General features: G+C 35.7%; 21 protein-coding genes. 7 read left to right on the forward strand and 14 right to left on the reverse strand.

What is annotated here, in order from left to right:
* Nucleotides 1–301 precede the first annotated feature (301 nt).
* A complete protein-coding gene (locus tag F6K06_RS23840) occupies nucleotides 302–1,957 on the forward strand; it encodes an ATP-binding protein (RefSeq protein ID WP_287242566.1) in 1,656 nt (551 codons plus the stop codon).
* Between the two features lie 372 nt (nucleotides 1,958–2,329).
* On the forward strand, nucleotides 2,330–2,986 hold the full coding sequence (locus F6K06_RS23845; protein ID WP_124147726.1) for a hypothetical protein: 657 nt from the start codon (nucleotides 2,330–2,332) through the stop codon (nucleotides 2,984–2,986).
* Between the two features lie 352 nt (nucleotides 2,987–3,338).
* Here F6K06_RS23845 and F6K06_RS23850 read toward each other — a convergent pair whose 3' ends face one another.
* The 8 genes from F6K06_RS23850 to F6K06_RS23885 form a co-directional block, all read right to left on the reverse strand.
* Nucleotides 3,339–4,019, reverse strand: coding sequence for a sigma-70 family RNA polymerase sigma factor (locus F6K06_RS23850; RefSeq protein WP_287242570.1), 681 nt, complete (start codon nucleotides 4,017–4,019; stop codon nucleotides 3,339–3,341).
* A 637-nt stretch (nucleotides 4,020–4,656) separates the two neighbouring features.
* Nucleotides 4,657–5,100, reverse strand: a complete 444-nt coding sequence (locus F6K06_RS23855; protein WP_124147728.1) for a YbjN domain-containing protein — start codon at nucleotides 5,098–5,100, stop codon at nucleotides 4,657–4,659.
* 380 nt (nucleotides 5,101–5,480) lie between these two features.
* Nucleotides 5,481–5,666 carry a hypothetical protein gene (locus tag F6K06_RS23860; RefSeq protein ID WP_287242573.1) on the reverse strand — a complete coding sequence of 62 codons (186 nt, stop codon included), beginning with the start codon at nucleotides 5,664–5,666 and terminating at the stop codon, nucleotides 5,481–5,483.
* 87 nt (nucleotides 5,667–5,753) lie between these two features.
* Entirely contained in the window at nucleotides 5,754–5,999 is a 246-nt protein-coding gene (locus F6K06_RS23865) for an RNA-guided endonuclease TnpB family protein (RefSeq protein WP_287242575.1), read from the reverse strand.
* Nucleotides 5,947–6,801 carry a transposase gene (locus F6K06_RS23870; RefSeq protein WP_287242576.1) on the reverse strand — a complete coding sequence of 285 codons (855 nt, stop codon included), beginning with the start codon at nucleotides 6,799–6,801 and terminating at the stop codon, nucleotides 5,947–5,949. Before F6K06_RS23870 ends, F6K06_RS23865 begins: the two co-directional genes overlap by 53 nt.
* A gap of 527 nt (nucleotides 6,802–7,328) precedes the next feature.
* Nucleotides 7,329–9,503: a hypothetical protein gene (locus tag F6K06_RS23875; protein WP_287242578.1), complete on the reverse strand. Its 2,175-nt coding sequence runs from the start codon at nucleotides 9,501–9,503 to the stop codon at nucleotides 7,329–7,331.
* Nucleotides 9,504–10,553: 1,050 nt separating this feature from the next.
* On the reverse strand, nucleotides 10,554–10,721 hold the full coding sequence (locus F6K06_RS23880) for a hypothetical protein (protein ID WP_161564755.1): 168 nt from the start codon (nucleotides 10,719–10,721) through the stop codon (nucleotides 10,554–10,556).
* Nucleotides 10,722–10,876: 155 nt separating this feature from the next.
* On the reverse strand, nucleotides 10,877–12,697 hold the full coding sequence (locus F6K06_RS23885; RefSeq protein ID WP_124147730.1) for an ATP-binding protein: 1,821 nt from the start codon (nucleotides 12,695–12,697) through the stop codon (nucleotides 10,877–10,879).
* A gap of 945 nt (nucleotides 12,698–13,642) precedes the next feature.
* Between F6K06_RS23885 and F6K06_RS23890 the strand changes: the two genes are divergently transcribed.
* The gene (locus tag F6K06_RS23890; protein WP_124147731.1) at nucleotides 13,643–14,167 is read left to right on the forward strand and encodes a phycobiliprotein lyase; all 525 of its coding nucleotides are present in this window, start codon (nucleotides 13,643–13,645) and stop codon (nucleotides 14,165–14,167) included.
* Between the two features lie 273 nt (nucleotides 14,168–14,440).
* On the opposite strand, the gene F6K06_RS23895 is transcribed toward F6K06_RS23890, so the two are convergent.
* From F6K06_RS23895 to F6K06_RS23905, 3 genes are all read right to left on the reverse strand, one after another.
* Nucleotides 14,441–15,001: a hypothetical protein gene (locus F6K06_RS23895; protein ID WP_124147732.1), complete on the reverse strand. Its 561-nt coding sequence runs from the start codon at nucleotides 14,999–15,001 to the stop codon at nucleotides 14,441–14,443.
* A 688-nt stretch (nucleotides 15,002–15,689) separates the two neighbouring features.
* Nucleotides 15,690–17,279, reverse strand: coding sequence for a hypothetical protein (locus tag F6K06_RS23900; protein ID WP_287242605.1), 1,590 nt, complete (start codon nucleotides 17,277–17,279; stop codon nucleotides 15,690–15,692).
* A 1,241-nt stretch (nucleotides 17,280–18,520) separates the two neighbouring features.
* The gene (locus tag F6K06_RS23905) at nucleotides 18,521–19,228 is read right to left on the reverse strand and encodes a glycosyltransferase family 2 protein (protein ID WP_375339383.1); all 708 of its coding nucleotides are present in this window, start codon (nucleotides 19,226–19,228) and stop codon (nucleotides 18,521–18,523) included.
* A 1,199-nt stretch (nucleotides 19,229–20,427) separates the two neighbouring features.
* Between F6K06_RS23905 and F6K06_RS23910 the strand changes: the two genes are divergently transcribed.
* Nucleotides 20,428–21,609: a tetratricopeptide repeat protein gene (locus tag F6K06_RS23910; protein ID WP_124154848.1), complete on the forward strand. Its 1,182-nt coding sequence runs from the start codon at nucleotides 20,428–20,430 to the stop codon at nucleotides 21,607–21,609.
* Nucleotides 21,610–21,666: 57 nt separating this feature from the next.
* On the opposite strand, the gene F6K06_RS23915 is transcribed toward F6K06_RS23910, so the two are convergent.
* The gene (locus F6K06_RS23915; RefSeq protein WP_124147734.1) at nucleotides 21,667–22,854 is read right to left on the reverse strand and encodes an MFS transporter; all 1,188 of its coding nucleotides are present in this window, start codon (nucleotides 22,852–22,854) and stop codon (nucleotides 21,667–21,669) included.
* A gap of 353 nt (nucleotides 22,855–23,207) precedes the next feature.
* Here F6K06_RS23915 and F6K06_RS23920 point away from each other — a divergent pair, with 353 nt between their 5' ends.
* Nucleotides 23,208–23,795, forward strand: coding sequence for a Uma2 family endonuclease (locus F6K06_RS23920; RefSeq protein WP_287242585.1), 588 nt, complete (start codon nucleotides 23,208–23,210; stop codon nucleotides 23,793–23,795).
* 160 nt (nucleotides 23,796–23,955) lie between these two features.
* On the opposite strand, the gene F6K06_RS23925 is transcribed toward F6K06_RS23920, so the two are convergent.
* On the reverse strand, nucleotides 23,956–24,159 hold the full coding sequence (locus F6K06_RS23925; protein WP_124147736.1) for a hypothetical protein: 204 nt from the start codon (nucleotides 24,157–24,159) through the stop codon (nucleotides 23,956–23,958).
* A gap of 74 nt (nucleotides 24,160–24,233) precedes the next feature.
* On the opposite strand from F6K06_RS23925, the gene F6K06_RS23930 reads away from it, so the two are divergent.
* The gene (locus F6K06_RS23930; RefSeq protein WP_124147737.1) at nucleotides 24,234–24,455 is read left to right on the forward strand and encodes a hypothetical protein; all 222 of its coding nucleotides are present in this window, start codon (nucleotides 24,234–24,236) and stop codon (nucleotides 24,453–24,455) included.
* A 29-nt stretch (nucleotides 24,456–24,484) separates the two neighbouring features.
* On the opposite strand, the gene F6K06_RS23935 is transcribed toward F6K06_RS23930, so the two are convergent.
* Nucleotides 24,485–25,027 carry a Uma2 family endonuclease gene (locus F6K06_RS23935; protein ID WP_124147738.1) on the reverse strand — a complete coding sequence of 181 codons (543 nt, stop codon included), beginning with the start codon at nucleotides 25,025–25,027 and terminating at the stop codon, nucleotides 24,485–24,487.
* A 450-nt stretch (nucleotides 25,028–25,477) separates the two neighbouring features.
* On the opposite strand from F6K06_RS23935, the gene F6K06_RS23940 reads away from it, so the two are divergent.
* Nucleotides 25,478–25,861, forward strand: coding sequence for a Uma2 family endonuclease (locus tag F6K06_RS23940; protein ID WP_275670473.1), 384 nt, complete (start codon nucleotides 25,478–25,480; stop codon nucleotides 25,859–25,861).
* Nucleotides 25,862–25,954: the final 93 nt, after the last annotated feature.

Raw genomic sequence — 25,954 nt, forward strand, 5'->3', positions numbered from 1 at the left:
AAAATCGGTGAATTACCAAATATTTAGACTATGCAAATCATGATAATAAATCAAGAATAAACGCTTACTTTATTCTGGCAATTAGCAATAAATATTCGCCTCTCAATACTGACTACTAAGTAGGTGAAAATAAATAAATGCAATATTAGAGAGGGCTGATTTTTAGAACTCATCACGCTTAATTCAAAGCTTTCGGTTAAACCTGCCCCTACAATTTTTTTAACGTTTAATTAGACCTACCTACTTACTGACTACTTATCCTTTATACTATGTTTTGAACTGCGAAATGTAGGTGATAAATATGTTTCAAAAAAGTCGTCGTCGTTTAGCAATTTGGTACACTACAGTCACAGCTATTTTATTACTTATATTTGTCACAGGATTTTATATCTATTTCCGAAATACCTTGATCGAACGTATCGACGATACTTTACTTCATGTCGTAGAAGTAGTAGAGCGATCGCTAGTCATCGAATCTTTTCCCACTAAAAATAGTAAAAAATTTCGTGTTAACCTCGAAGCTAGCTTTCGAGATAATGCCAATACTGTAGAAGATGACCATATCGACCTTGAATGGTTTAGCTCCACAGGAGAACTAATTTGGTCAACCTTTTCCGCTCCCCTAAATATTCCCATACATTCCAACCGCACTGGAGAAACAATACGAATAACCCCTCACTTGGAAAAAGTTGAAACATTACAACAACCCATAGATAATAATTTACTACTACGACAGATAACAGACAGAGTAGAAGTCGATCGCCAAGTCTTGGGATATTTGCGAGTCAGTCATCCTTGGTTTGAAGTAACAAAACCAATTCGCCAGTTAATGCTAGACCTAAGTATCATTACCTGTTTAGTCATAATTTCAGTAGGAGCAATTGGTTGGTTACTTTCTGGGTTAGCAATACAACCAGTACGGGAATCTTATCAACATCTGAAAAAATTTACTGCTGATGCTTCCCACGAACTCCGCAACCCCATCGCAATGATTCAAACTAATGTACAAGTTGCTTTAGCAGACCGAGATTTGGCATCATCCGAACATCAGCAACAACTACAAGTTATCGAACGTTTGACTCGTCGGTTAGGAAAACTGGTAGATGATTTACTATTTTTGGCACGTCAAGATAGTGGGATAGTGCAGTCCCAGTTTTCATCAGTACCTTTAGATGCTTTATTGATAGAAGTAGTAGAAGAACAACAAGCGATCGCTACTGCCCAAGAGATAAATCTAGAATTAAAAATCTCCCTACCCGACCTTATTGAAAAGGTAGTTGAAGAAGGAGTCAGGAGTAAACCCACCCCTAACCCCTCCCAAGAGGGGAACTCAGGAGTCAGGAGGGAAAGTTGCATGGAGTATCTCACCCCAAACAATTTTGAACACCGTGTAGACGGTGGGGTATTAAACCCGCAAAAAAAAGATAAAAATCAAGACACATCTCCAAGCATCAAAAATCTTACATCTGAGGAAGATATTACACTCATAGGAGATTGGGATCAACTAGCTAGGTTATTTACAAATCTGATTAGTAATGCAATTCAGTATACCCCATCTGGTGGTCAGATAGTAGTAGAGTTGCAGCGCTTTCCCAAAGTCAAAAAAGCAACTTTGAGGACTCACAAAGGGAAACTAGGCAATAGCTCTGAGAGTAGTGGAGTAATTTTCAGAGGTTATCAAAACCTTAAATATAAATATGACTCTCTTCAAGTAACAGTCAAAGATAATGGTATTGGTATTCCTATTGATACATTATCACGTTTATTCGATCGCTTTTATCGAGTAGACCCTGCTCATTCACATCATGGTACAGTTGGGTCAGGTTTAGGGTTAGCGATCGCTCTAGCTATTATAGAAAATCATTATGGCCAAATATCCATAGAGAGTCATCCTCAAGTTGGTACTATGGCCACAGTTACTTTGCCGATAAATCAGAGTCATATCAAATCCGGTTGAATACTTATTATATAGTTGTGGGAGATGGGGAGATGGGGAGATTGAAGTGTGGATAGAATCATAAACATATACTGTATAACCGGATTATATATTAGAAGTTAGATTTGATCGGCTAAAAACTAAAAAAATTGACAATACAATAGTTTCAGGCAATTATTTGACATTTATAAATGCTCAAAGTTAGTCAGAGATTACTTCTGACTTCTGTACGGGTGAATGGCCATTTGCTAACGCAGAAGCTCTCCGCTTTATATGTTGCGGAGCAAAACGCCCCTACTAACTTCTGACTTGCGCGTAGCGCTATAAAACCTGCCCACAAGTCGTTTCCATCCACCGCTTAAAAGACGGTGGTTTCCCACTTACCGATTTTTTATGATGATTCAATATCTTTCTAAACTTGTTGAAAAAACTCCGATCATTAGTACCATTTGTAGCAGTTTAATGATGGGACTAATTACAGTTGCTCTAGCTGGAGGGCCTCCACCTGGTACTACTAAGCCACCTACTCAACCTTCAAGAAAAGAACCTGCTGAAGTTGAAGAGAATACAGAACCTCGTCGTCGTCAACCTCCTGCTAGTAAACCATCTGGTCGTCAAGGAAAACCAGTAGAGGCAGAACGAAAGAGAAGTGAGCCTCCTCGCCGTCAACCCCCTAATGTAGGAAACCCTGCTGGCCAGCAGCAAGAGATTAATGAAATACCACCACAATTTCCTGAACCAGCAGGTAGAGTTACCCCTGTGGAAGGTCTCGTTACTCTAAGATTGATTAATCAAACGGATGCCGTAATTAAATATCAGGTAATTGGTGGCCGACATAGGACTCTAGGAGAAAGGTCAGTAGCAGAAATATATGAATTGCCAGTCCCATTAACGTTAACCTACCAACGTCCTGATGGAGGGTTATTATTAGTAAGTCCTCGGGGTATTTCTCCTAGAGTATTAGAGGTGAGGTTTAATTCCACAGAAAATTTTGATTTAGATACTAAGTCACTAAATATTACTGGGGGAGGAGGAGTATTTTTGAACTAGGTTAATTTAAAGACAAATTTGAGGTCTGAAGTTTTTAAGTTACCATCTACATAACTTTCAATCCTAAGTTAAATTTAAAAAATTTCGGCAGAAGACCTACTTCATAGGGGACGTTTTGCTAATGCAAAGCTTTCCTAAGTAATTCTATGGAAACGCAAACAGCATGAATACCGAACAATGTTGTGCAATAGCTAAAGAAAGAGTTGCTTGGTAGATAAATTAACGATCGACCTTAGACAGAGAAATGTTTTTTGTGACTTTTGCCTGTTCCCTATTTGGTAAATATCTGTCTTTGAAATATCAGGACTTCTACCATAGCGCAGTCTTGACCTTAACTAAATCAGGATTCTGGTTATTTTGAAACTTTGAGAAACTGATTTATACTCGTACTAACTTGTTTCATATCATCATTAAAATAGATAGCTTTAATATCCTCTGGTAAATTATTATCTAGATGATGGTATCCCTGCTGCAACAAAGATTTTATCTCCTGAGATGAAATAGTTTCTCCCTCAGCTTGGAGATATGCTGCAATTCTTGTTTCACTCCAGTGAAAAGTCTGAGACATTAACAGAATCAAGCGCAGTAGTGCCTCTAACTGGTCTAATACTTGCTTAACATAGCACCATAAAGGTGGTGGAGCTACCTGTAAAGAATAACGAATTGATTCAACAGGAGGAATTTCTGCTTGGTTAAGACTAATAGCTGTAACATTTATTAACCAATTCTGGAGAGTAGTATTTTCGTTGGTTGGATCTGCCCCCTCTCGTAAATCTAGGCCACGCAGTTCATAAAATATATGTTGCCAAGTTTGGGCAAATAGATAATCTGCTTGAACAGGAGATCGCACGGAATGTTGAATTAAAGTTTGGACTATCATACCATAGCGACAAAAAATCGCTACGAAGTATTTTCCTTGGTCTGGATAGTTTTGAAATAAGGTTAATAGTTCCTGGTCACTATGATGGAATAGTGACTTAACTATAGGGTGATTAGATTCAGGAAATGTGTAAGTAGGGTCTGTTTTTAGCATAAAGTATGAAAAATTTAGATTAATGAATATTCGGTCGAACCACTATTAATTCTAAAATAAGGCAATTAAAATTATTAAAAAGCTTTCAATTCCTAATTCTATGCACTGCTTTTTTAGGCTGAAGCGCTGAAGCGCTAATAGCTGATAGCTAGTTAAGCTGTTCAGAATTTAGGCATTGCTAAATAAATTTATGATATTACATAAGTCAGATGTTAGGAGATGAAAAGGAGTTTTTTCCTAACTATTAGAGTGGAGAGAGGTCTAATAAACATCTCCAATCATAAAAAATAAAATCAATTATCGCACATAAATTACTAATTCTTTCCGCCTACTCCCTCTTTTCTGGCTATGCTTTATAAACATCTTTCTTAAGAGTAAACTTGACAAAATATACAAGTTATGTATAAGTACTTGAGAGACTTTTTCCTCAAAAATAATGTATTGAAAAGTACATTTTTTTGAGAACTTAAGCAGCGATCGCTACTCCTAAATTGACTTTTTCTCTCTTCTCCCCTGCTCCCTCTCTTGGTGCGCTACCAGATGCGTCTGTCACACCCCGCGGGGTTGCACCGCTGCTCCCCTGCTCTCCACAAAGTTTTCAGAAGTTCCTGATAATGGATAGCTTTTCTGGAGATGTCTAATATATTCTGTCCATGGCCCTATGTCCTCCCCACTGTTCAACAATTTTATCGTCGTATTCATCAGAAATTGCTAAAACTGCTTTTACAGATGCTTCTAATTCTGGTTTATCGCAAGTAGAACCAACTATTGTATGTTCAAATATAATACTATTATTTTCATCTATACCAAAAGCACCAAAGCGCATTTTACTATTTTCTTGCAGTAAAAATTTCATCAAATCTGCTTTTAAATCTACATTTGTCACCACATAGGAGCGAGTATTAATTATTGCCTCATTATCTCCCCAAGCAAAAACAGATATTTCAACTAAAGCAGAACCCATAAACAAAGTAACACCTGGTAAATCTTGTCTCACACAGGGAAATTTATCAAATAATTCTCTCATCCAGAGAGAAATTTTGTTGTAGCAAGCTTCTTGTACATTCGTCTCAAATTGCATTATTTTTCTCCAAAAGCTTTACTAGAAACTAGCCATTACAAAAAAATATAATAACTATAATATATCAATTTTTGCACTTTGAGATAAAATAGACTGTAAGTTTATGATTTTCTTAGGATACAATTATGAGTGAAATATTAACACCTAGTTTAGTAGCCCAAATTCTCACTGCATTAGGATCGGTGGGTTTTTTATTCCTGGCAATTCAAGCATTGCGACTACTAAAACAATAACTATTAAAACAACAATGATGTTGATACATTGATTTCTATCGGGTGGTTGCAGTAATATTCGATCAAAAGCCAGTTATTTTGAGATTATTTAAACATCTGGTAAAAATCAAAAATAAAATCAATTATTATCCATAGATTCTCAATTATTTATCCGGTGTTCCCTCTTTTATGGAGATGTCTATTGAGCGATCGCTCTGTAATATCATGTCCAGTTAATCTCATCCTCGACAAACTTTCTCTTCTATCCTTCTTTGCCTGATTTTCCGTTCTACTAAACTTACCCAAACTTACCCAAAACATATTTTGAGCTTTGGAGCTAGCTTCCTGTTTCACAGAAGACCACTGACCGCAGTCTGTAACTTATCTTCTCCACAGGCTTGAAATCCCTTGGAACTCAAGCTACTAATACACATAGTAGGCCTAATTGACAGCAGCGTTAAAGTCTCTGTCAGCTTTAAATCCACAGTTAGCACATTCATAAGTTCTCACACTTAACGGCATTTTCTGTTGATGCCCACAATGAGAACACAGTTGAGAACTTGGATAAAATCTATCTGCTATCACTAATTCACTGTCATACCACTCACACTTATATGTAAGCTGACGTTTGAACTCATAAAAACCACAGTCCGCTATCGCACTTGCTAGTTTGTGGTTTTTGAGCATTCCACTTACATTCAAATCTTCTATCACTATGGTGCTGTGGTTCAAAGCTCGCCCATGTTGTTAGTTTATGTAGTGCATCTGCTCTGATATCAGCTACTTTTTTATGAGCTTCGGCTAGTCTTTTTACAGCTTTAGCTCTGTTTTTGGAGCCAATCTTCTTTTTGCTGACACGCCGTTGATAACGAGTTAGTCGTTTTTTGGCTTGCTTATACGCTTTAACATTAGAAAATTTTCTTCCATCGCTACAAGTTGCTAGAGCATTTATACCAACATCTACACCGATAATATCTCCTTCTTTTGGGGTAGGGTTTGGTTGATAATCATACTTAAAACTAATGTACCAATCACCTGCACGTTTGGATATTCTCACGTTTTTTACTCTGCAAGAAGGTAAGATTTCGTATGTTTTTACTATTCCTATCCTTGGTAGTTTGATATAGTTGCCTTGAATAATTTTAATACTTCCTTCTAAATAGAAACTGTCTTTTTTCCCTTTTTTCTTAAACTTAGGGAATCCACATTTGGGAATAGTTAAAAAGTTTTTAAATGCCCTCTCTAAATCTCTTAATGCCTGTTGAGGGGCACATTTTGAGACTTGATAATACCAGGGATTTTGACTTTTAACTTCAGCCACCAAACGTTTATGCAAAGTGATAGCACTCAGTCGTTTCTTGGTTGATTCGTATTCACAGATGCAAGTTGCTAATCCCCAGTTATAAGCATGACGGGCTACACCTGCGTGTTTGGCAAGTATAGTTTTTTGGTAATTGTTAACTTTTAATTTGGTCTTGATTGATTGCATTTGAATTGGTAGGCCATGAAAAAAAGTCTTTGATAATTTAGTAGATTAATTAATGTATGATAGCAGATAATCAGGAAATTTTCAAGATTTCTTAATATTTGTCAAATTTTGTCCAATTATTCTGCTTCAGTAGTTAGCCCCCTATTGCCTACTCCCTCTAATACCAATTTAAAAAAAGAATGTTACGAATAATTGGGGGTGATTAAAAGATTTTATCAAAGATATCCCTTTGATGAAAAAGATAAGTTTTAACCTAAAAAATGGTATAGAAGCCATTCATTCTGTACGTCGCCAATCCGACTTCTCCCCTACCTGTACAGACAAACGGCCGTTTGCCCTACCACTGACTCCTAAGAAATAGCCTAGCTATTTGTAACAAAAATTTATCAAATTTGTATAATGCCATGACCATGTCCGGATGATTAACTATAATCAAAATGTTATATTGAAGCGCTCTTGAAGGAAGATCCCAAATTTATGCTCCGTTTCCAGTGTTCGATCTTGAGCTTACACCTACGACCTACGACCTAAGAACTTTCTAATGTTAAAAAATGTACCCTTCCAGAGGCTTCACCAACAATAATTTTTACTCCATCTTCTGCCACAGCGCAACATTCTAAGGAACTCTCTCCTGTAAAATGGGCGATCGCCAGTCGCTTTTCTAAGTCCCAAACTTTGAGAGTATGATCGTCAGATGCAGAAATTACTTGCTGACCATTTGGTGTGACTGCAACTGAACTTACCCAGTCAGTATGACCACTCAAACTAAATAGTTCCTCTGCGGTTTCTAAACACCAAACTTTAATAGTTTTGTCAAAAGACCCAGAAATTACTCGCTTACCATCTGGTGTTACTGCCAAAGCTTTCACCCACCCATTATGACCGACTAAAGTAGAAACTTCTTCTCCAGTTTCCAAGCTCCAAACTTTAATAGTCTTGTCAAAAGACCCAGAAATTACTCGCTTACCATCTGGCGTTACTGTCACTGAACTTACCCAGTCAGTATGTCCTATAAAAGTAGCAACCTCCTTTAAAGTTTCTAAATTCCAGACTTTTAGAGTTTGGTCAGATAAACAGGCGATCGCTCGTTTACCATCTGGTGTAACTGCCACAGCAAAAATACATCTAGTATTACCTTCTAAACTCAACAATTCCTGTGCTGTTTCCCAACTCCAAACTTTGAGAGTGTTATCATCAGAAGCTGAAATAATACGTTTGTCTGGTAATGCTGCTACGGAATTAACTCGATCAGTATGACCTTTAAGAGTACAAACTGATTTTGTTGTGTTTAAATTCCAAACCTTAATTGTATTATCCCAAGACGCTGATGCTGCTTGTCGAGCTGGTAGCGCTACTGCTGCATTTACCCTATTAGTATGTCCGATCGGAGGTGGTAATTCTACAGAAGTATCAAGACTCCACACTTTGAGAGTAAAATCATCAGAACCAGAAATTATGCGTCCATCTGGTAAAACTGCAACTGCATATACTGAATCAGCATGACCTTTGAGAGCAAATAACTCTTCTTCTGTCTGGAGACTCCAAACTTTGAGAGTATTGTCGGAAGCAGCAGAAATAATTCCCTTATTGTCTGGAGCTACTGCTACTGCATTTATCCCTTTGGTATGACCTTTGAATGTCAAAATAGTTTTTTGACTGTGCAGATTCCAAACTTTAATTGTGTTGTCAGAAGAACCGGAAATTACTTGTCCTTCTGGAAGTGTTGTTACACTTCTCACACCACCCGTATGACCTTTTAGTGTCAATACTTCTTCTTTTGTCTGGAGATTCCAAATTTTGAGAGTGCGATCAGATGAGCCTGAAATAATTTCTTGATCAGATAATACTGCTAACGAATTGACCCAACCTTTATGACCAGTGAGGGTAATTTCTTCTTTTTGTGTTTCAATATTCCAGACTTTAATCGTATGATCTGAAGAACCGGAAACTACTCTACCATCTGGTAATACTGCCACTGCTCTTACTCCTCTTGTATGACCAGTGAGTGCGATCAATTCTTTGGTTGTTTCTAGGTTCCAAATTTTGATGCTGAAGTCATCAGACCCAGAAACCACCCATTTATCATTTAATAATGCTATAGCTCTAATTCTCGCCTTGTGACCAGTTAAGGTTGCTATTTCTTTCCCTGTTTCCAGGTTCCAAACTTTGAGAGTATTGTCAGCAGAACCAGAAATTACCAATCCTTCTGGGGTAACAACTACTGCATTTACCCACCCAGTGTGACCGATGAAAGTGCGTAACAGTCTACCTCCAGGAGGTGTGAGACTTGGTGCCATTGGTTTTAACCAGGGCGATCGGCTCCAGGATTTTGCTTGTTGTAGCATTTTCTGAATTTCTGGTATTTCAAAAGATAGCAGTCGCCCCCACAATTGTCCTGGTAGTTGCGTTTTATCTTCCACAAGGATATGAGATGATAGTTCAATTGCCCCTTGAATTAATTTTAGAGTTTTAACTTTTTCACTTGAAGTCCATACATTAGAATGCATGGCTTCCTCATAATCATTTAATAGATATTCTACTCCGAATAAATATAGTCTTGATTCGATAAAATCAAAATCTGTGAGTAAGCGATGCAATTGCTCTGTATCAGATTCACTCACGAGAAAACCTGGTAAAGTTTCTAAAAGATAGTATTGATCTTCTAGGGGCATTTGAGCTAAATTTTCTCTAAACTCACCCATTTCAATTTCCTTGTTATACTGATGTAAACTAATAGATATCTGTGCAAAATTAATTTAACATCTTTAAGCAGGGAGTAGGGAAAAAAATATACTTGTATGCTTGAGCAGTAGATATAAAAATAATTTTGCCCACCTATTTAATATGACCATCAAATATACAATTAATTTAGCTTTAGTACTTATACATTTTATACATTTATAATATGGGGAATGAAGATTAAGGTAGAAGAGCAGTGCTTAGAGTAACGTACAGGAGTCAGGAAGGAAGAGAAGAAAAAGTCAAGATAATTTCAGTATTTCTTCGGTACTATAACGTATCTTCCTCATTGCGACCGATAGGGTTTGCGGAGTATTCCGGAACGGAAAGCAATCTCAAGTCCTAGTTTTTCGTACCTCATGGGTAATATCATGTCCGCTGGGGCGCGTTTGTGTAAAACCAAGGGTGAATATCTACAGGAAATTTACGTTTTTTTCAAGCTTTTAAGCCTTCTTCCGTCTTCCTTCTTCCTTCTTTTTTACCTTCAAGCTTACAATACCGATACTACCGGACATGATATAATATCAAATCCGTTTTATTGAATATAAAAAAAATCTTCAATCGTCATAACTACGCTCATCTTTGTAATTCTCTCTCCTCCTGACTCCTAACTCCTAACTTCCCCTCCCCTCCTGGGAGGGGCGAGGGGTGGGTTGACTCCTCCTGACTTAACTATTCTATAACTGTTTAACCGGATTTGATATAATTCCTGATTTACAGCGCTTTTGCTGATTTATAAACCACATCGTCACAATCAAAACCTTGTAGGGACGTTGCATGGAACATCCCTACAGTGGTCTACCCAAATGAAAACTGCTGTAATTACCATTATTTAGGCACTTCCTCTGCTTGAGTTATATCATGTCCGGATAAGAGTATGATAAAAAAAATTTCTCTTTCTTCTTCTTTATTCCCTCCTGACTCCTGACTTATTACTCCTGACTCCTGACTCCTGACTCCTTAGTCGTTTATTTGTAACTGTTCAACCGGACATGATATTGACGTTCCAACTTCTACTTCAGTATCTTCGCCACAAAAGGTGGAGGATGACGGTCAAATTCAGCTTGAGCTTTATTCGTATAGTCCAAGGAATTTTCTAAATATTGTCCTACCGCTTCGCGATCGCGCAAATAATACAAAATTGTTGGATAAACTTGCTCCAAACTAATATCAAGTTGCACTGATTAACCACAATATAAAAAGATGAAAAAGATAGCATACTCCTCAAGAGTCATCTTATAGATGACTTAAGCTATTAGCCAATGATTTCAATCCTTGGCGAGCCATTTCATCCGCTTTTTGTGTATCCTAACTTCCAGTTCCAAATCATAATTTGTTAGGCATTTTTGTAAACCATTCCTAACAAATTATTTTTGATTTGTTTTTCCATACTTTCGATTTCAATTAATGATTCTACTTCTTGGACGATATCTTTTCGGTAAAGAAAGTCTTGAAATGCAGCATGATATATGCTATAAACTGGTTTTCCTTCTGTTTGATAAATTCGCAGAAATTGTGCCCACTCATCCAGAATTTCTTGAACTATTAAGGAAATTTCTCCACTAAATTTTGCTAACATTCTGCAGGATACTGGTTTACGAGTTTTTGTTAAGAAATATATGACTTTTAATTTAGTTACAGGCAATGGTTTGACATTCATTTTCATTCGATGCCAGTGTTGATCGTAATATTTCTCTAAACCTTGAGGTAAACTTTCTAAGTTAATATCTCTATAGTTACCTTGCTCAATATCATCAAGTACATATTTTAAGTACATGAAATTATTTTCACTATTGCTGGCTATAGATTCGACAAATTCTTCTAATGTTAAGCCTCTTTGTTCGATCCATTCTTTTACTGCTGGTCGTTTTGTGCGCAGACGAATAAATAGTTTGACATCTTCTAGACTTTCATTAGGATAAATCATTAAGTCAAAAATCTTCTGCGGTGCCGAAATGACTAACGGTAGTGGGTCAGACCTCTTAGTAAGCAGAAAATAAACTTTATTGGGTAAGTTTGCTGGTAAGTAAAGCACATTAGCCGCTCCACTTTGACTACTTAAATCGACTTCATCTAAAGCATCAACTGCAATTATGAGTTTTTCTCCTGGTGTTAGTTGGGCACTAATTTCGTTTAGTAGTTTTGATAGAAAGTTGCCATTGCTAGTGTTATCCGGATGTAATGGTAGTTCATAAGGCAAATTATAGCCTTCAATTAGCTGGGTACAGATACTCTTAAGAAAATCTTCAGCTCTAGTTCTACCTTCTGATAATAAATTGAAATAGGCAAGACAACTTGTGCGACGTACATATTCGGCTATGATTGTACTTTTGCCTACTCCTGGGTCTGCTTCGATGATAAAATATCCTTTAGATTGGTTATGGATGAAATCTTCAATGGCATCAAAAACAAAACCCCGTCCCAAAAATCCTTCAGTTTTATCTGCTATTAATGCAGCAAAGTCAGCAGGTATTACCTGACATTGTTGCATCTGTTTACGCAGCAGTAATATTAACTGTTCTAAGTGAGTATTAGCTCCACCAATACCTGCAATTATTCTGTCTATATCTTGACGGTAGTCGCCAACAAATTGATCGACTCTTCTCTCTATTTTGTTGGTCACATCAACAAGACAACTGATATCTTCACCTGCTGTTGCTAGCATATCGTGTACTAAGGCTTGAAATACTGTACTTTCTGTTCTCAGCTCGTGGCGAAATTGATGGACTGTAATTGACACTAATTTAGTTTCCACTAGCACAGATAATTCTTTTGGAGCGTGTTTGAGCCACTTATCTTTGCTTTGCAGTCTAGACATCACGACTTTCACTATTGCTTCTTCTTCTCTACCTTGAGGTAGATGAGTTATTCTTTGCTTGTGTGTTTGCACTAAATCTAGTATCATTAGTGCATCTTTCTCCATTTCTGTTAGTCTGCCTTCAATTTCAGCTTTATCTTGCCTCCACTGGGATAGTTGTTGAGATTCTTTACGAATTACCTGTAAAGCCTTACAATATGAAGTTACTAACGCTGTCTGTATTACCTGATTCTTTTCATCAGCTTTCTTTGCTGCCCACTTACTTACCCAATGCCATGTGACACTGGTTGCTTGTTCAAGTCCTGCACCCGCAAAAAGGGTTAATATCTCTATGAGCATAGTTTAGTACCCTTGACTTATACCATATTTAGTGATATATAATAATTTTAATAGCATAGCTTAAACTTAATATTTACCACAATTTGATGTTTTTGGAAAGAGTTATCGTCACAATTATGGTTTTTTAGTCCAATTGAATTCTCTTTTTTGATTCATCTACTGTTGCTGGGATCAAGCTATAGTTTGATTTTTGATTTTTTTACCTCCTAAGAAAATCAAATATATTTGGGATAATAAAAAATTCTTTGCTTGCTTATTACAGTTTTTGTTGATTAGACATCTTCAGCCAATCAATTAATTAGTTATCAGCATTTCAGCATTTCCGTACCGGAATGCTCCGCAAACAGTTTTCAGAGTGCTAAAAGCTTGGGTTTAAATCCCCTATTCTAGCTTGTCTTTTTTATCCCTATGTCTATTGTGGCTAACTTAGCTAGGAAATAATTATTTTTTACAGTTGTTTTGAAGATATGCGATCGCTATTATTTTAGTTTATGAAAATCAACCTTTAGATGAAAATTAGTAACATCAAAAAAAATACAGATTGACAATATTATACATAATTATTTAATGTTATGAGTGTTAAAATATTCAAGTTAATAATTAAGACATTACTTTCTAACTCTAATAGCCTAATACCTCATGTATTATAAATCATTCAATAGAGAAAAGCTACTAGAGGCTAAAATATATAATGTTTTTATTTTAGTAATAATAAAATTTAGCAGTTAGTAGCTCTAGATATAATAGTAACATTCGCTGCAATTCCAAAATTTGAAGCTGTTTGAGAAGCGTGCCAATTACCTATTACCCATTGACCTTCACAGATATTATTGGTATTCAATCGTTAGCGCAGCTCCCCTAGAAGGGGGCACATGATATAAGTGCCATATATGCCAATCAGTGCAACAATAGTATTGATTCAGAATTAATACTATTAGCAGGTTAATGGACATTATCGAATTTTTGCAGTTGAGTGCAGGTCAATGGTTTTCCCAACGCACGATTCACAATTTAGTTTCCGGGGAGTTGCAAGCAGGCAAATCAGAAGTAAATGTTGAAATATTAGAAAAAACAAATCCCACAGTAATCAGGTTGTGCGAACAACATCAAACTGATCCAAGTGTAGCTCAATTAGTAGGGTTGCAGATTAACTGGAATGGTACTATCAACCGAGAGCAAGTGAAAGATATAGGTGCAACAATGTTGATAGTTATTCCTAATTCTGACGACCCCCACCAAGGTAGATTATTGCAGGATAAAGGGGATGGTAAGAGTACAAATATCAGTGGTCGATATATTATGGGGAGTGATGATGTTTTAACATTTATTACTGAGTCGGAAGATTTATACGCGGAGGAACGTTTCTGGTATTTGATGCCTAATTTACGGTTACGCACCAGTGTAGTTAAAAGACCATTAGGTTTTACTCTAGCTTCTTTTTGCTCAGAAATTCGCCGAGTGAAAAATTAAACTGGATCATGTTGGTTGCTTGATCGTCAGAAAACATCTCCAAAGAAGAATCTGTAGGGGTGAGTTATTTGTATCTTACTTGATAAACTCACCCTAATATGTTATATAATGTCCGTTTAATTAGTTATATGAAATACAAAAAAATTGTGCAAATATACCAATCTCCCCATCTCCCCATCTCCCCATCTTCTCATCTTCTCATCAATCATCTGTAGCAAGAATTAACCTATTTGATTGCTCTTGTGTACTTTCTATTTTCTGCGATGCTTCTGTCTATTTAACTCGATCGGGTTTGCTCTGATTCGATCGCGATGCTTGACTTTTTTTTACAAATGCTTTTAGTTTAGTATAAAAATCAGTGTGTTTGATCTTAGACTGATTTGTTTTTACTGGAATATGCTCTACCAGGTCTTGAGCTGTATTTTTTGAGCTTGCCTTGAAGGGGTTTGAGGATGGATCGACTGATGTAGATGTAGAATACTCAGGAGGTTTGGATTCAGATAAACTAGGTAGTGTCTCTGGTTGTAAAGACTGAGTATCTATCTGAGATGTTAAATTTGTGAGAATATTTTTAGTAATAATATTTTGAAATTCAGAGTTGAAATGATAGACAGGTTGACCACGACGTTCCCATAATGTCAAGATTTGCTCAACACAGACAGCTTTGTAACGTCCAAGATATAGTGCCTCAACTACTGCTAAGAGAAGCCACTCTACTTGATACTTATTGTGCCAACGAGTAATAAGTTGCTCAGAAGTCTCATCAGCAAGGTCAAAATCATACTTATTTAATAGAGCCTCTGGTAAAGCAAATGTTGATGACTGTTCTGTCATTGGCCTTTGATTTTTTGCTAATAGATAATACCATTTTTCTTACAGCAGTTTCGGAGTTAGTGAGGTAAAATTTTTAGGACTTTAGGCAACAGCTCCGGAAGGCAACAGGCAACAGAGAATTAATAAACTGTACCTCACTATCCGGACAAAGTGCTGTAATTATTGAGGGAGATTCAATAAGAGTGGAGAATGGGGAACAAATAAAAGTTAAATGAAGTTATCAATTCACTTTCTTACATGATGAAAAAATTGATAATTAGTATCATACCATCTCCTAATCAGTGCATTATCAATAAAATATTAGATTTTTTACTTTTGACTTACATGAAACGGATACAATTCTCCTCATCCTTATAAGTAGCTGTCTTTATTTATATTTATTAGGTATTCAAGCAAACATAATATTAATTGGGGACTCCTGATCGAACTGTTAAATTACTCGCATATAATATCACAAAGGTTAAAAGTTAAAAACAATTTTTTCTTTCACTAATACTATTGCACTTTAAATCTGCCATTTTATGGGCGCTTAATTAGTGATAAAACAACTTTTTTTTCTCTTTTCCCTGTTCCATATTATTATGAAACCTTTTTTTTCTCCCTATTTCCTATTTTCTGATTATAGCAAGATTTTATGAGAGTTTATATAAGTAAGAGATAAAAAGCGAAGTTGTAAGAATAAATCAAGTTAAAACTTGCGCTCAATTTTCAAAGATTGACCAGGAGAAAGTTTTTTAATCTCAGTTGTTAAATCATACCAAGGTTGTAATTGATTGATTTGAAAAGTGCGACTCATTACAACATAAATAGAGGTCTGGTCGGAACCAATAGCTGCACTAATTACATCCCACCAAGATTTAGCAAAAAGTTCGTCTGTAATGTACCAAATTCCATCTTCATACTTAAAGTGGCGAGTGAAGTGGAAAGGTGCATCTTGCTTACCAGTAATCAGAATTTTTTGTAATGTTTTCCGAATAAAATTGGGGAAAAAACGCCCAAAAGTTAACATGACAAACCTGAGAATGATTAACTTCAAAGGTGACATTTGAGTTTGTTTAGCCCAACCCATATTACCAGAAATAACCAATTCATCCTGAGATATTTTTACATCATAATCCCCAGTTAAATGACTAACTGCATTTAAGATTTTATTTCCTTTTTTTACTTGGAGTGATAAATGAGTATCAGAAACAACTAATTTTTTGTCGCGAAATAGCTTAAAAACACCACCTTTTTTCATACTTACATATAATTCTGTTCCAGGTCTGCGTTTAATCAAAATTTGAGCTTCTTTTAACCAAAGACTAGCAATATCACGATTCACATCAGCAGGTCTTTCTGTAATAAAATCCTGCCATGCTAAGAAATAATTCCAGGTATGATGACCGATAATATGGTCGTCTGCATAACAAGGAGCTAAACCATTTTTTAAGCCTACTAAAAATTGGTCGTTAATAGACAAAGCAGCGGGCAACCATTTACCTATTAATTCAAATCCATGGGGAAAAAAGTTATAGGTATTGCGACTAGCATATTCTCCACCGAAGGAACCATCAGGATGAATAAATTGAGCAGCTAATTCTACTGCTACGGTAATAGAATTTTTGAGTTTTTCACTGGGGTTTAATTCATAAATTCTAGCTAAACAGGATATAGTTAAAGTATGATAACCAGGGTCAAAACCAGAGTATTCTGTAAACCATCCTTCCTGACTCTGCCAACTTAATAATCTTTCCAGACGTGCTGCTTTAGTTGCCTCCCATTTTGAGGTTTCTAATAGTTTACTCAACAATTCTAAGGACAATACAATTAATGCTTCATGGTTAGCTAAATTGCCACTTTCATAATGATTTACTAACCAATCTGCTCGTTTTTCAAAAAAGCTGAGTACTTCATAGTTATTTAATCCCAATATTTGATAACTTTCAATACTAGCTAATAAAGAAAAAGCTGTTGCTCCACTAGCTCTTTCAAAAGGGAAATAATCATCACAAGAACCATCAAGATGAGCAGTGTGGGTGGCATATAAGATGCCTGCTTCTGCCCATTTATATATCATTTCTTGCAAATAAAATTGATTATTAGGAATATCTAAGTTATAAGCTAAGGCTAAAGGTAAGACGAATTCTTGAGCCATGCCACTAGGAAAATCTATAATTTTGTAATGCCAAAAATTGCGGTCGAAACAACCATAGGTAGGACTATGATAATTGCGGTCTAACAAGGTCAATATTTTAGGGATTTGAGCAAGTGCTTCTCTGGCAAATAAATCTCTCATCTGTTCTTTTTCAGTGTCAGTTATAGTATCTTTATTAGAGTCTAAATTAGACTCTGTCTTTAATAAATCAGTTTGATTGGTGATGGATGGTCGATGGTCTTGCATAGTTATATTTTTACTACTTTATGTTGTGCAGAATTTTCTCTACTTTATTTATTTGACTAAAAATTAATTTTATAGCTATGAAAAATCAGGTATTATTTTTTTTACTGTATCTTACAAGCCTAATAAAAGCTAGATAGATAAAATATTTATTCTTTTTTCTTATTCCTTTTTTTAAATGTCAGCTATGGATGAACGCTTATATTGCATTGCATATTTATATTTTCACTACTTTATATTGTGAAAATTATATTTTTTTACTAAAAATTAATTGAATAATTATTAAATTTTAGACCTCAGATATCAATTTTTTACTAAATTTAATCAACCTCATAAAATCTACATTGAGAGAGTATTTATTCTTCTTCCCTATTACCGAATAATGAATAATTAAATAATTAAATAATTAAATGATTCAGGTTGAAAGCTTCCTCTTTCAAGGGGAAAAAATTGTTTTTTTTCCCTTTAGTCAATCCTCTCCTTTTTAGGGCTATGCTTTATCAAAATCTTTCTTAACATAAAAAATTACAAAATAGACAAGTTATGTATAAGTATTTAAAAGGTTTTTGTCAGAAAAAAAGTGTATGAAAAAGTACGTTTTTTTTTGATAACTTAAGTAGTTTTTTCTATATACTATGATTCTTTCCTCCCTTCTCCCCTGCTCCCCTTCTGACCACAAGGTTTTCAGGAGTTGCTGATCAGGGATAGTTTTTAGAGAGAGGTAATTATCCATTATCCATTATCCATTATCCATTAATAAACTCTTCCCTCTTTCTTATTTTGACAATCTTGTTTTCGCATTCTTACTTGAATTTCTTCCATAATTATGCGATTTGCTGCCATTAAATCTGCTATTAAACCTAATAACCATAATTGAAATCAGACTAAGATTAAAATTGTTGCTAAAATAAAAGTTGGAACCCTAGTTTTTTTCATATCCACTAAACAAGAAAAATAACCAACGGATACCAGAAATTACTCCAAAACTAAATGGTACACTTCCTAAAATTAAGAAAAAGCGTAGGGGTTTTTCAATGATTAATAATTAATTATTGATTATTAATTATTACCTATACTTTAAAAGGAGAGGATTGACTAAAAGGAAAAATTTTTCTTTTTTATCCTTTAAAGAAAAGGCTTTAAACCTTAATTATTCGGTCAAGTAAAAAAAATCTGAGGATAGTAAAGAGCGATCGCAACACATAGGAAGGGGGACTTCTTAACAGTCGGGAAGGTCGTAATACATTATTTGTTCTGATAGGAACTGATGTTATTACCATACCTTTTTGCTCTGCTTGAATAATTGTTTCTAGGGTGTAAGTATAGGCATTAAAAACATTAAGTTGCATGGCAGTTTCTCGACTAAAAGCACAAAACACACTAGGTGCCTCAGGAATATTTGTATTACTAGCTATTCTTACTACCCAACTACCTAATTTTTGAAGTAATTTTTTAGTACGAGAAAAGTGTTTAGTTTGCCAAATTGGTCTCTCCCCAACTACAATTTCTGCCTGACCCCAAATAATAGGTTGAACTAAGTAGGGTATATCATCAGCACAATATTGATTATCAGCATCAGTATTCACAATAATATCTGTTCCTGCTTTTAGACTAGCTTCTAGACCTGCCATAAATGCTTTTGCTAAACCTTGGTTAGTGGGGAAATTCACAATATGGTCTACCCCATGTTCTTTGGCAACTTCAACTGTTCGGTCTTGACTACCATCATTGATGATTAACCATTGGATAATGTCTACTCCTGCTAACTTTCTAGGTAAAGCAGCAAGAGTTACTCCTAAAGACTCTTCTTCGTTGTAACAAGGAATTTGAATAATTAATTTTGTCATTGGACAGATATTTCTCCTAGGGGGTGTCAAAAAAATTTCAAAAAAGCAGAGGGTATTAATACCGTTTCACTAAAGTCAGAAGTCAGAACTCAGAAGTTAGAAGTGATATTTTAGGTACTTAAAACTTCTACTGTACAGTAATTTCAGTCTATTATTTGACTTCATCAGCCACCAACTATTTGTGACATTTTTTAAGTGAATTAGTATAAGGAGGTCTCCTTTCTTTTGCCTGCTTCGAGCAAAGCTGCTCTAAAAGGTTGTTAAGAGCAACTGGCCATTAAATATAGTGTTTTGGAATAGATTATCATCACTTTGTCTCTAAAGTATTAAATACTGTAGCAATAGCAATAAGTTTGATAATATTGGCCAAGTTAGGTATAAGTTAGGCCACTTGGTGCACAAAAGTTATAATTTATAACAGAAGAAATGAAGAAGGCTTTAGTTTTCTGGGAGAGAAGGAAAAATCAGACAACGCCAGATTTTTAAGCTTTTGAGATGTCTTCACCAACTTTTTCTTTGCTATAAAACAAAAATTCATCAACTTTATTAAAATTTTTTGGTTCCAAATTTTAAGTTTTACGGAAACAATTTCTGATCACAGAAAATATACATAAATAAGGTTAAATATTGAGATATAAAATTTTCTGGAAAATTGGCTATAGCAAGGAACGAGTTGGTTAGGACTTATGTTGATAATGAACCTTTAGACAGGAAAATCTTTTTCTCACAGTTCCCTGTTCCCTGCTATAATTTTGAACTTATAATTGTATTGTGGGAAATTATTTCTACTTAACCCACCCTACAGTAATCTTTAATCTTTAATTAAACACAACTTAATCAAAAAATGGTACATTCAAAATTTTGAATACTCAAATTTCTCTGAAAATGAGCAAATAAAAATGTAGCTCTTTCTCTACAGGAAATCTTTATATACTTGATTATTTGTTGCGTATTTCCTTCAAAGGTATGTTTACAAATTAAATCAGGATGCTACAATAATGATTAATATTTCAATTATTTATAGCAGAAGAAAAAATCTGGCGTTGTCTGAGTTTTAAGCTTTTGATATTTCCGCGCCCTTTCCTGCCACTGCTATAAAAGTTTTTCATCAGGGTAAGCATTTATTTCAAATAGAAAAACAATATGTCTACTAGACACCAAAGTAATTGTGCCTAGAAAAAAGCTCTGAGGAAAAAATCATGAATCAACAAAATATCTCTAGTTATGTTGGTCTCATTCAATCTTTATTAGTTTGCCCTAGTGGTGATGAAAATAAAATTTTGCAAGCTAATCAAAACTTGATAGACCATAAATTAGTTCAAGTAATGAAACAAATAGCAAAAATGAACAACAGAATTGGTAATTTGAATGCTCAATGGTTGCAAAATTTGGCGATAATGTTAGAGACTAACTTAGAATATGCTTCCCAACCTGTAAATCGGGAAATATATCGAAATTTACTCATGCAAGTTTTACAAGTAATCTCAGAGAATGAAGGAAAGCCTGAAGCGGTGTATTCTGTACTAGAATATAATCAAGATAAGCTGAATCAAAATTTCCTAACAGTGCTGCGAACTTGGCCTGGAGAAAATATCCAAAAAATGGAGCCTCAATTAGCACAAAATATTGCTCTAGATGTTGTTAATTTGAGTAACCTGATTTTACAATTTCCTTTTGGTAATCAAAGTAATAACGTAGAAATAGCAATTGTAGGCTATGAAAATGCTCTACAAGTCTTATCCCGTCAACAATTTCCGATAACTTGGGCAACTATCCAAAATAATTTGGGTACTAGCTACCATAAACGCATTGTCGGAAACCCAGAAGAAAATATCGAATTGGCGATCGCTTACTATTATCAAGCACTTCAAGTTAGGACTTACTCTACATTACCTGAAGCATGGGCAAGCACTAACAATAATCTTGGTAATGCCTATCAACAACGTAGCATGGGGAAAAGAATAGAAAACTTAGAGAATGCGATTAATTGTTATCAGAAAGCTTTAAGAGTCAGAACTCTAGAAAAGTTACCTCAAGAATGGGCGAGTATTCAAAATAATCTGGGTAGCGCTTACCACGATCGGATCGCAGGAGAGCAACAGGAAAATATTGAACAGGCGATCGCTTGTTATAATTTGGCTCTCAAAGTACGTACTCGCGAACAGTTTCCTACAGACTGGGCAACTACTCAAAATAATCTGGGAAATGCTTATCTAGATAGGATAACAGGAGATAGACAAGATAATCTCGAACAGGCTATCGCTTGTTTTGTTAGAGCGCAAGAAGTATATACTAAGGAAAGTTATCCTCTCTACTGGGAAATTATTTTCAATAATTTAGGTATCGTTTACAATGAACAGAATTTGAGAAAAGTTTGTTAGTGGTACTTAGAAATTTTACGATCAAAAAATGCTTGAGAGTTATTCTATCCTGAGCAGTTACGATGAACGCCTAATACGACTGAGTAAAATTGCTGCAACAACTGCTGTCCCTGCACTCAAATAGAAAGGTGCAGCCGGAGAAACTTGAGCATAGAGCCAGCCTGCAATCAAACTCGCAGGCAAGGCTGCTAAACCTACCAGCATATAAAACGTACCAATTTCTGCACCTCGCCGTTCTGGATGAACCAGGTCAGCTACAAATGCTTTCTGCACCCCTCGTGTCAATGTTGAATACAGCCCATAAAGAGCAAACAAACCCCAGATGGCTCCAGCCTGCTGAACCACTGCAAATCCCAGGTAGACAACTGCAAAGACTAGATAGCCGGTGATTAATAGTGGTCGCCGACCGACTCTATCTGATAAACGCCCCGCAACTAACCCCAGGCAAGTTTCAACCAAGTTAAACAGTGCATAGAGCAACAAAAGCTGTGTGCCACTGAATCCTAAACCCTGCGCCCGAATCAGCAAAAAAGCATCTGAAGAATTACCCAGGCTAAACAATCCAATAACTAATAAGTAATGTTGATAAATTGGGTTAAGTCCTCGCAGGGTAAATTGCGGTCTTTTTTTCAACTGTTCAGTTCGTGCAGTTGGTTTAGGTTCTTTAACCAGGAACAGTAGCAAGACGATTCCTAATAATGCAGGCAAAAGAGCGATCGCAAACACACTCCGATAATTTCCCGCAAACTGCTGCAAACACAGAATTCCCAGGAACGGTCCCACCACTTCTCCCACTGTTTCCAGGCTATGATGCAACCCAAAAGCTTGACCGCGTCGTTCGGGAGCGCAGTTCTCAGCAATCAAAGCATCACGGGGAGCAGCTCGTAATCCTTTCCCCACTCGATCTATTAGACGGGCTGTCAAAACATGAACCCATACTCCAGACAAAGCCAATCCTAGTTTGGACACTGCCCCCAATCCATAACCTGCAACAGCAAAGGGTTTACGTTGACCGACTCGGTCAGACATCCAGCCGGAATAGAGCTTGAGAATACTTGCCGTACTTTCTGCAATGCCTTCGACGACACCGACTGTCCAGATAGGAGATCCCAAGACGCTTGTCAGGAAGACTGGAGTCAGAGGATAGACCATCTTGCTGGCCAGATCGGTGAATAAGCTAACCAGACCAAGCACTCGAATGGTGCGATTCAGTTTGAAAGTTTGGCTGTCGATAGGATTTTGCATTATGCAATTTATTCTCAATATTACCTTTGAATCATAGCAGTTTTAGAATTGATGAGGTACACAATTCTGGAGCAATAGGGAGATTAATGTTAGAGCCAAGCCAAGCCAAAAATTTCAATCCTTGGCTAATAGCTAAAGTTATCTCAAGATGACTTAATCTGATGAAATTAGTTTGCAAATAATATCAGACATGGAGAAATTATCTTTAGAGAATAGTTGAAATTAGGTAATAAAAAATCTATTTTATCTGAGGGAAATAGGCGATCGCCAAGTCTTCCCTCCTGACTCCTGATTAATACGCTCTTTCCAATTATTGATATAATATAACAGTAAAAATAGCAGAGGGAAACTCAATGATAGCTAACCAAAATCAATTCTATGTTTCTCCAGAAGACTATTTAGCTGGAGAGCGACAAAATCCGATTAAACATGAGTATAGACAAGGCAAAATTTATGCAATGGTAGGGGCAAAGAAACCCCACGTTATTATTGCTAGTAACTTAGTCACAGAACTAAATATTCATCTGCGCGATAATGACTGTATTGTACTTACTTCCGATATTAAAGTTCGACTAGAAGAAGCTAATTGTTATTATTATCCTGATGTGGCAGTAACTTGTGATGAACGGGATTTAAGCTTAACTGAAGACTTTATTCATTATCCGTCTTTAATCATAGAATTTTTGTCTCCAAGCACAGCTAAATTTGATAGAGGAGGCAAATTTGTTGATTATCAAACTGCTACAAGTTTACAAGAATATGTATTAGTTAGTCAGTCTGAGATGACTATAGAATGTTTTCGGAAACATGAACAAGGAATTTGGATTTCTCAAACTTATAGCAGGGGAGAAAAAGTTAATTTTGCCAGTGTAGATTTTAATTGTCAGATTGAATTAATCTATCAAAAAGTTCCTGGTATAGCCAAGATAGACAAGGATTAAAATCCTAAGCTAATTGCTAAAGTCATCTCAAGATGACTGGATTATTTATTAAGAATATTTATCTGATGAAATGAGTTTGCAAATATAGCGCTGTGCGCAGGCAACAGCTCATCTGGCAACAGCTCATCTGGGGGAATAAAAGACCGATAATACAAGACTTTTAGCTATTGGACAGTTCTTGTAATTTGTAAATATGCCAGCGCACATTGCTATAATGCAGAGATGGAGAAATCATCTTTAGAGAATAGTTGAAATTAGGTAATTTCAAATCAATTTTCTTTGAGGGAAATAGGCGATCGCTAACTCTTCCCTCCTGACGACTGATAACTGATAACTGAAATTGGCGATCGCTCCCAATTGCCACTATTCCAAATATGTGCTAAAAAATTTACATCAATCTTTATAATAGTGTATAATTAACCTATTTTTTTGTCAGCTATGGACAGAAAACTTAACATTACTATTCCAGAAGCAACAATGCAATTAATTGAGGAAACAATGCCTCAAGAAAATCTGGAGCAATTAATTAATAAAGCTCTAAATTTTTACATCAAGCAAAACTTATCAGAAAATCTCAAAGAAGAACTACGCATCGGAGCGATAAAACGAGCAAAACGTGACTTGCAATTAGCCGAAGAATGGTATGAACTAGAAGAATAAGCATGGGAAAAAATAAATCAATAAATCCTCTATTCCCCTAAAAACACATCCTCATAAATTAAATCTATAGGAAAACTAAAATTAACACTTTTCAACTCAATATTATCCCCTTCCAAATAAGAATAAAACTCCCACACTCCCTTTTCATTCAACCGAAAAGATTCAAGCATTATTTCATTAGCACTCACCAAAACATATTCTTTCAAAGTAGAAATGCGACGATAATTTTGAAATTTTTTTCCTCTGTCAAAAGATTCTGTTCCTGGAGATAAAACCTCAATAATTAAACAAGGATATTTAATCGCTTTTCTTGCCTTTTTATCTCGTTCATCACAACTAACCATTACATCAGGATAAAAAAATAGTCCTTGTTCAGATATTTCCACTTTTGCATCTGCCACTAATACTTTACAACCTTTCCCGCGCAAATGATTTTTTAATGCTGTTGTCAGATTAGCGACAATCTCACTGTGGGGAATAGTTCCCCCAGTCATAGCTATAACTTCACCGTCAATATATTCATATTTAATCGGTTGTTTTTTTTCCCATTCCAAATATTCTTGGGGAGTCATTTCAGTTATCAGTACCTCGTGGAATAAGGAGGCTTGGCATAAGGGGTATTCTCTTTTTTTCTACTCTTAAAAGGGGAGGCTTTAGACCACAATTTTTCGGTAAGATATTGAGAGTTTTTAATTGCAATCATAATTCATGGATAATGAATAATGAAAACTATCTCTAATTATCAGTTTTTTTGATTAAACATAGCTAATATTAGACTTGTCGCTTTATAACTTCAAAAACCCCCAAAAACCTTGTTATATAAGGATTGTAGCTATTGGTTGCTAAAAAGGCCTTGAAATTATTGCTCTGTCTAGGTTGGAGCGATTTTTTCCCTCTATTTAGCGACAACTCTATTATATAATATAAAAGTCTAAATAGCAAACTAAAACTCAATGGTAGCTAACCAAAATCAATTCTATGTTTCTCCAGAAGACTATTTAGCTGAAGAGCGATAAAGTCCGATTAAAAATGAGTATAGACGGGGCAAAATTTATGCAAGGGTAGGGGCAAAGAAACCCCACATTATTATTACTCATAATTTAGACATATTATTGGGAAATCATCTTCTTGATAATGACTGTATTGTACTTACTTCCGATATTAAAGTTCGACTAGAAGAAGCTAATTGTTATTATTATCCTGATGTGGCAGTAACTTGTGATGAACGGGATTTAAGCTTAACTGAAGACTTTATTCGTTATCCGTCTTTAATCATAGAATTTTTGTCTCCAAGCACAGCTAAATTTGATAGAGGAGGCAAATTTGTTGATTATCAAACTGCTACAAGTTTACAAGAATATGTATTAGTTAGTCATATCATGTCCGGTAGCATCGGTCTTGTATAGCAAAGGTAAGGAAGAAGGAAGAAGGAAGAAGGAAGAAGAAAGAGGGAAGAGGGAAGAAGGCTACCCTCGCAAGAAAAAACCATCATTTCCTGT

Origin of the sequence: Okeania sp. SIO1H4 (assembly GCF_010672695.1) — a bacterium.
Taxonomy (GTDB): domain Bacteria; phylum Cyanobacteriota; class Cyanobacteriia; order Cyanobacteriales; family Microcoleaceae; genus Okeania; species Okeania hirsuta.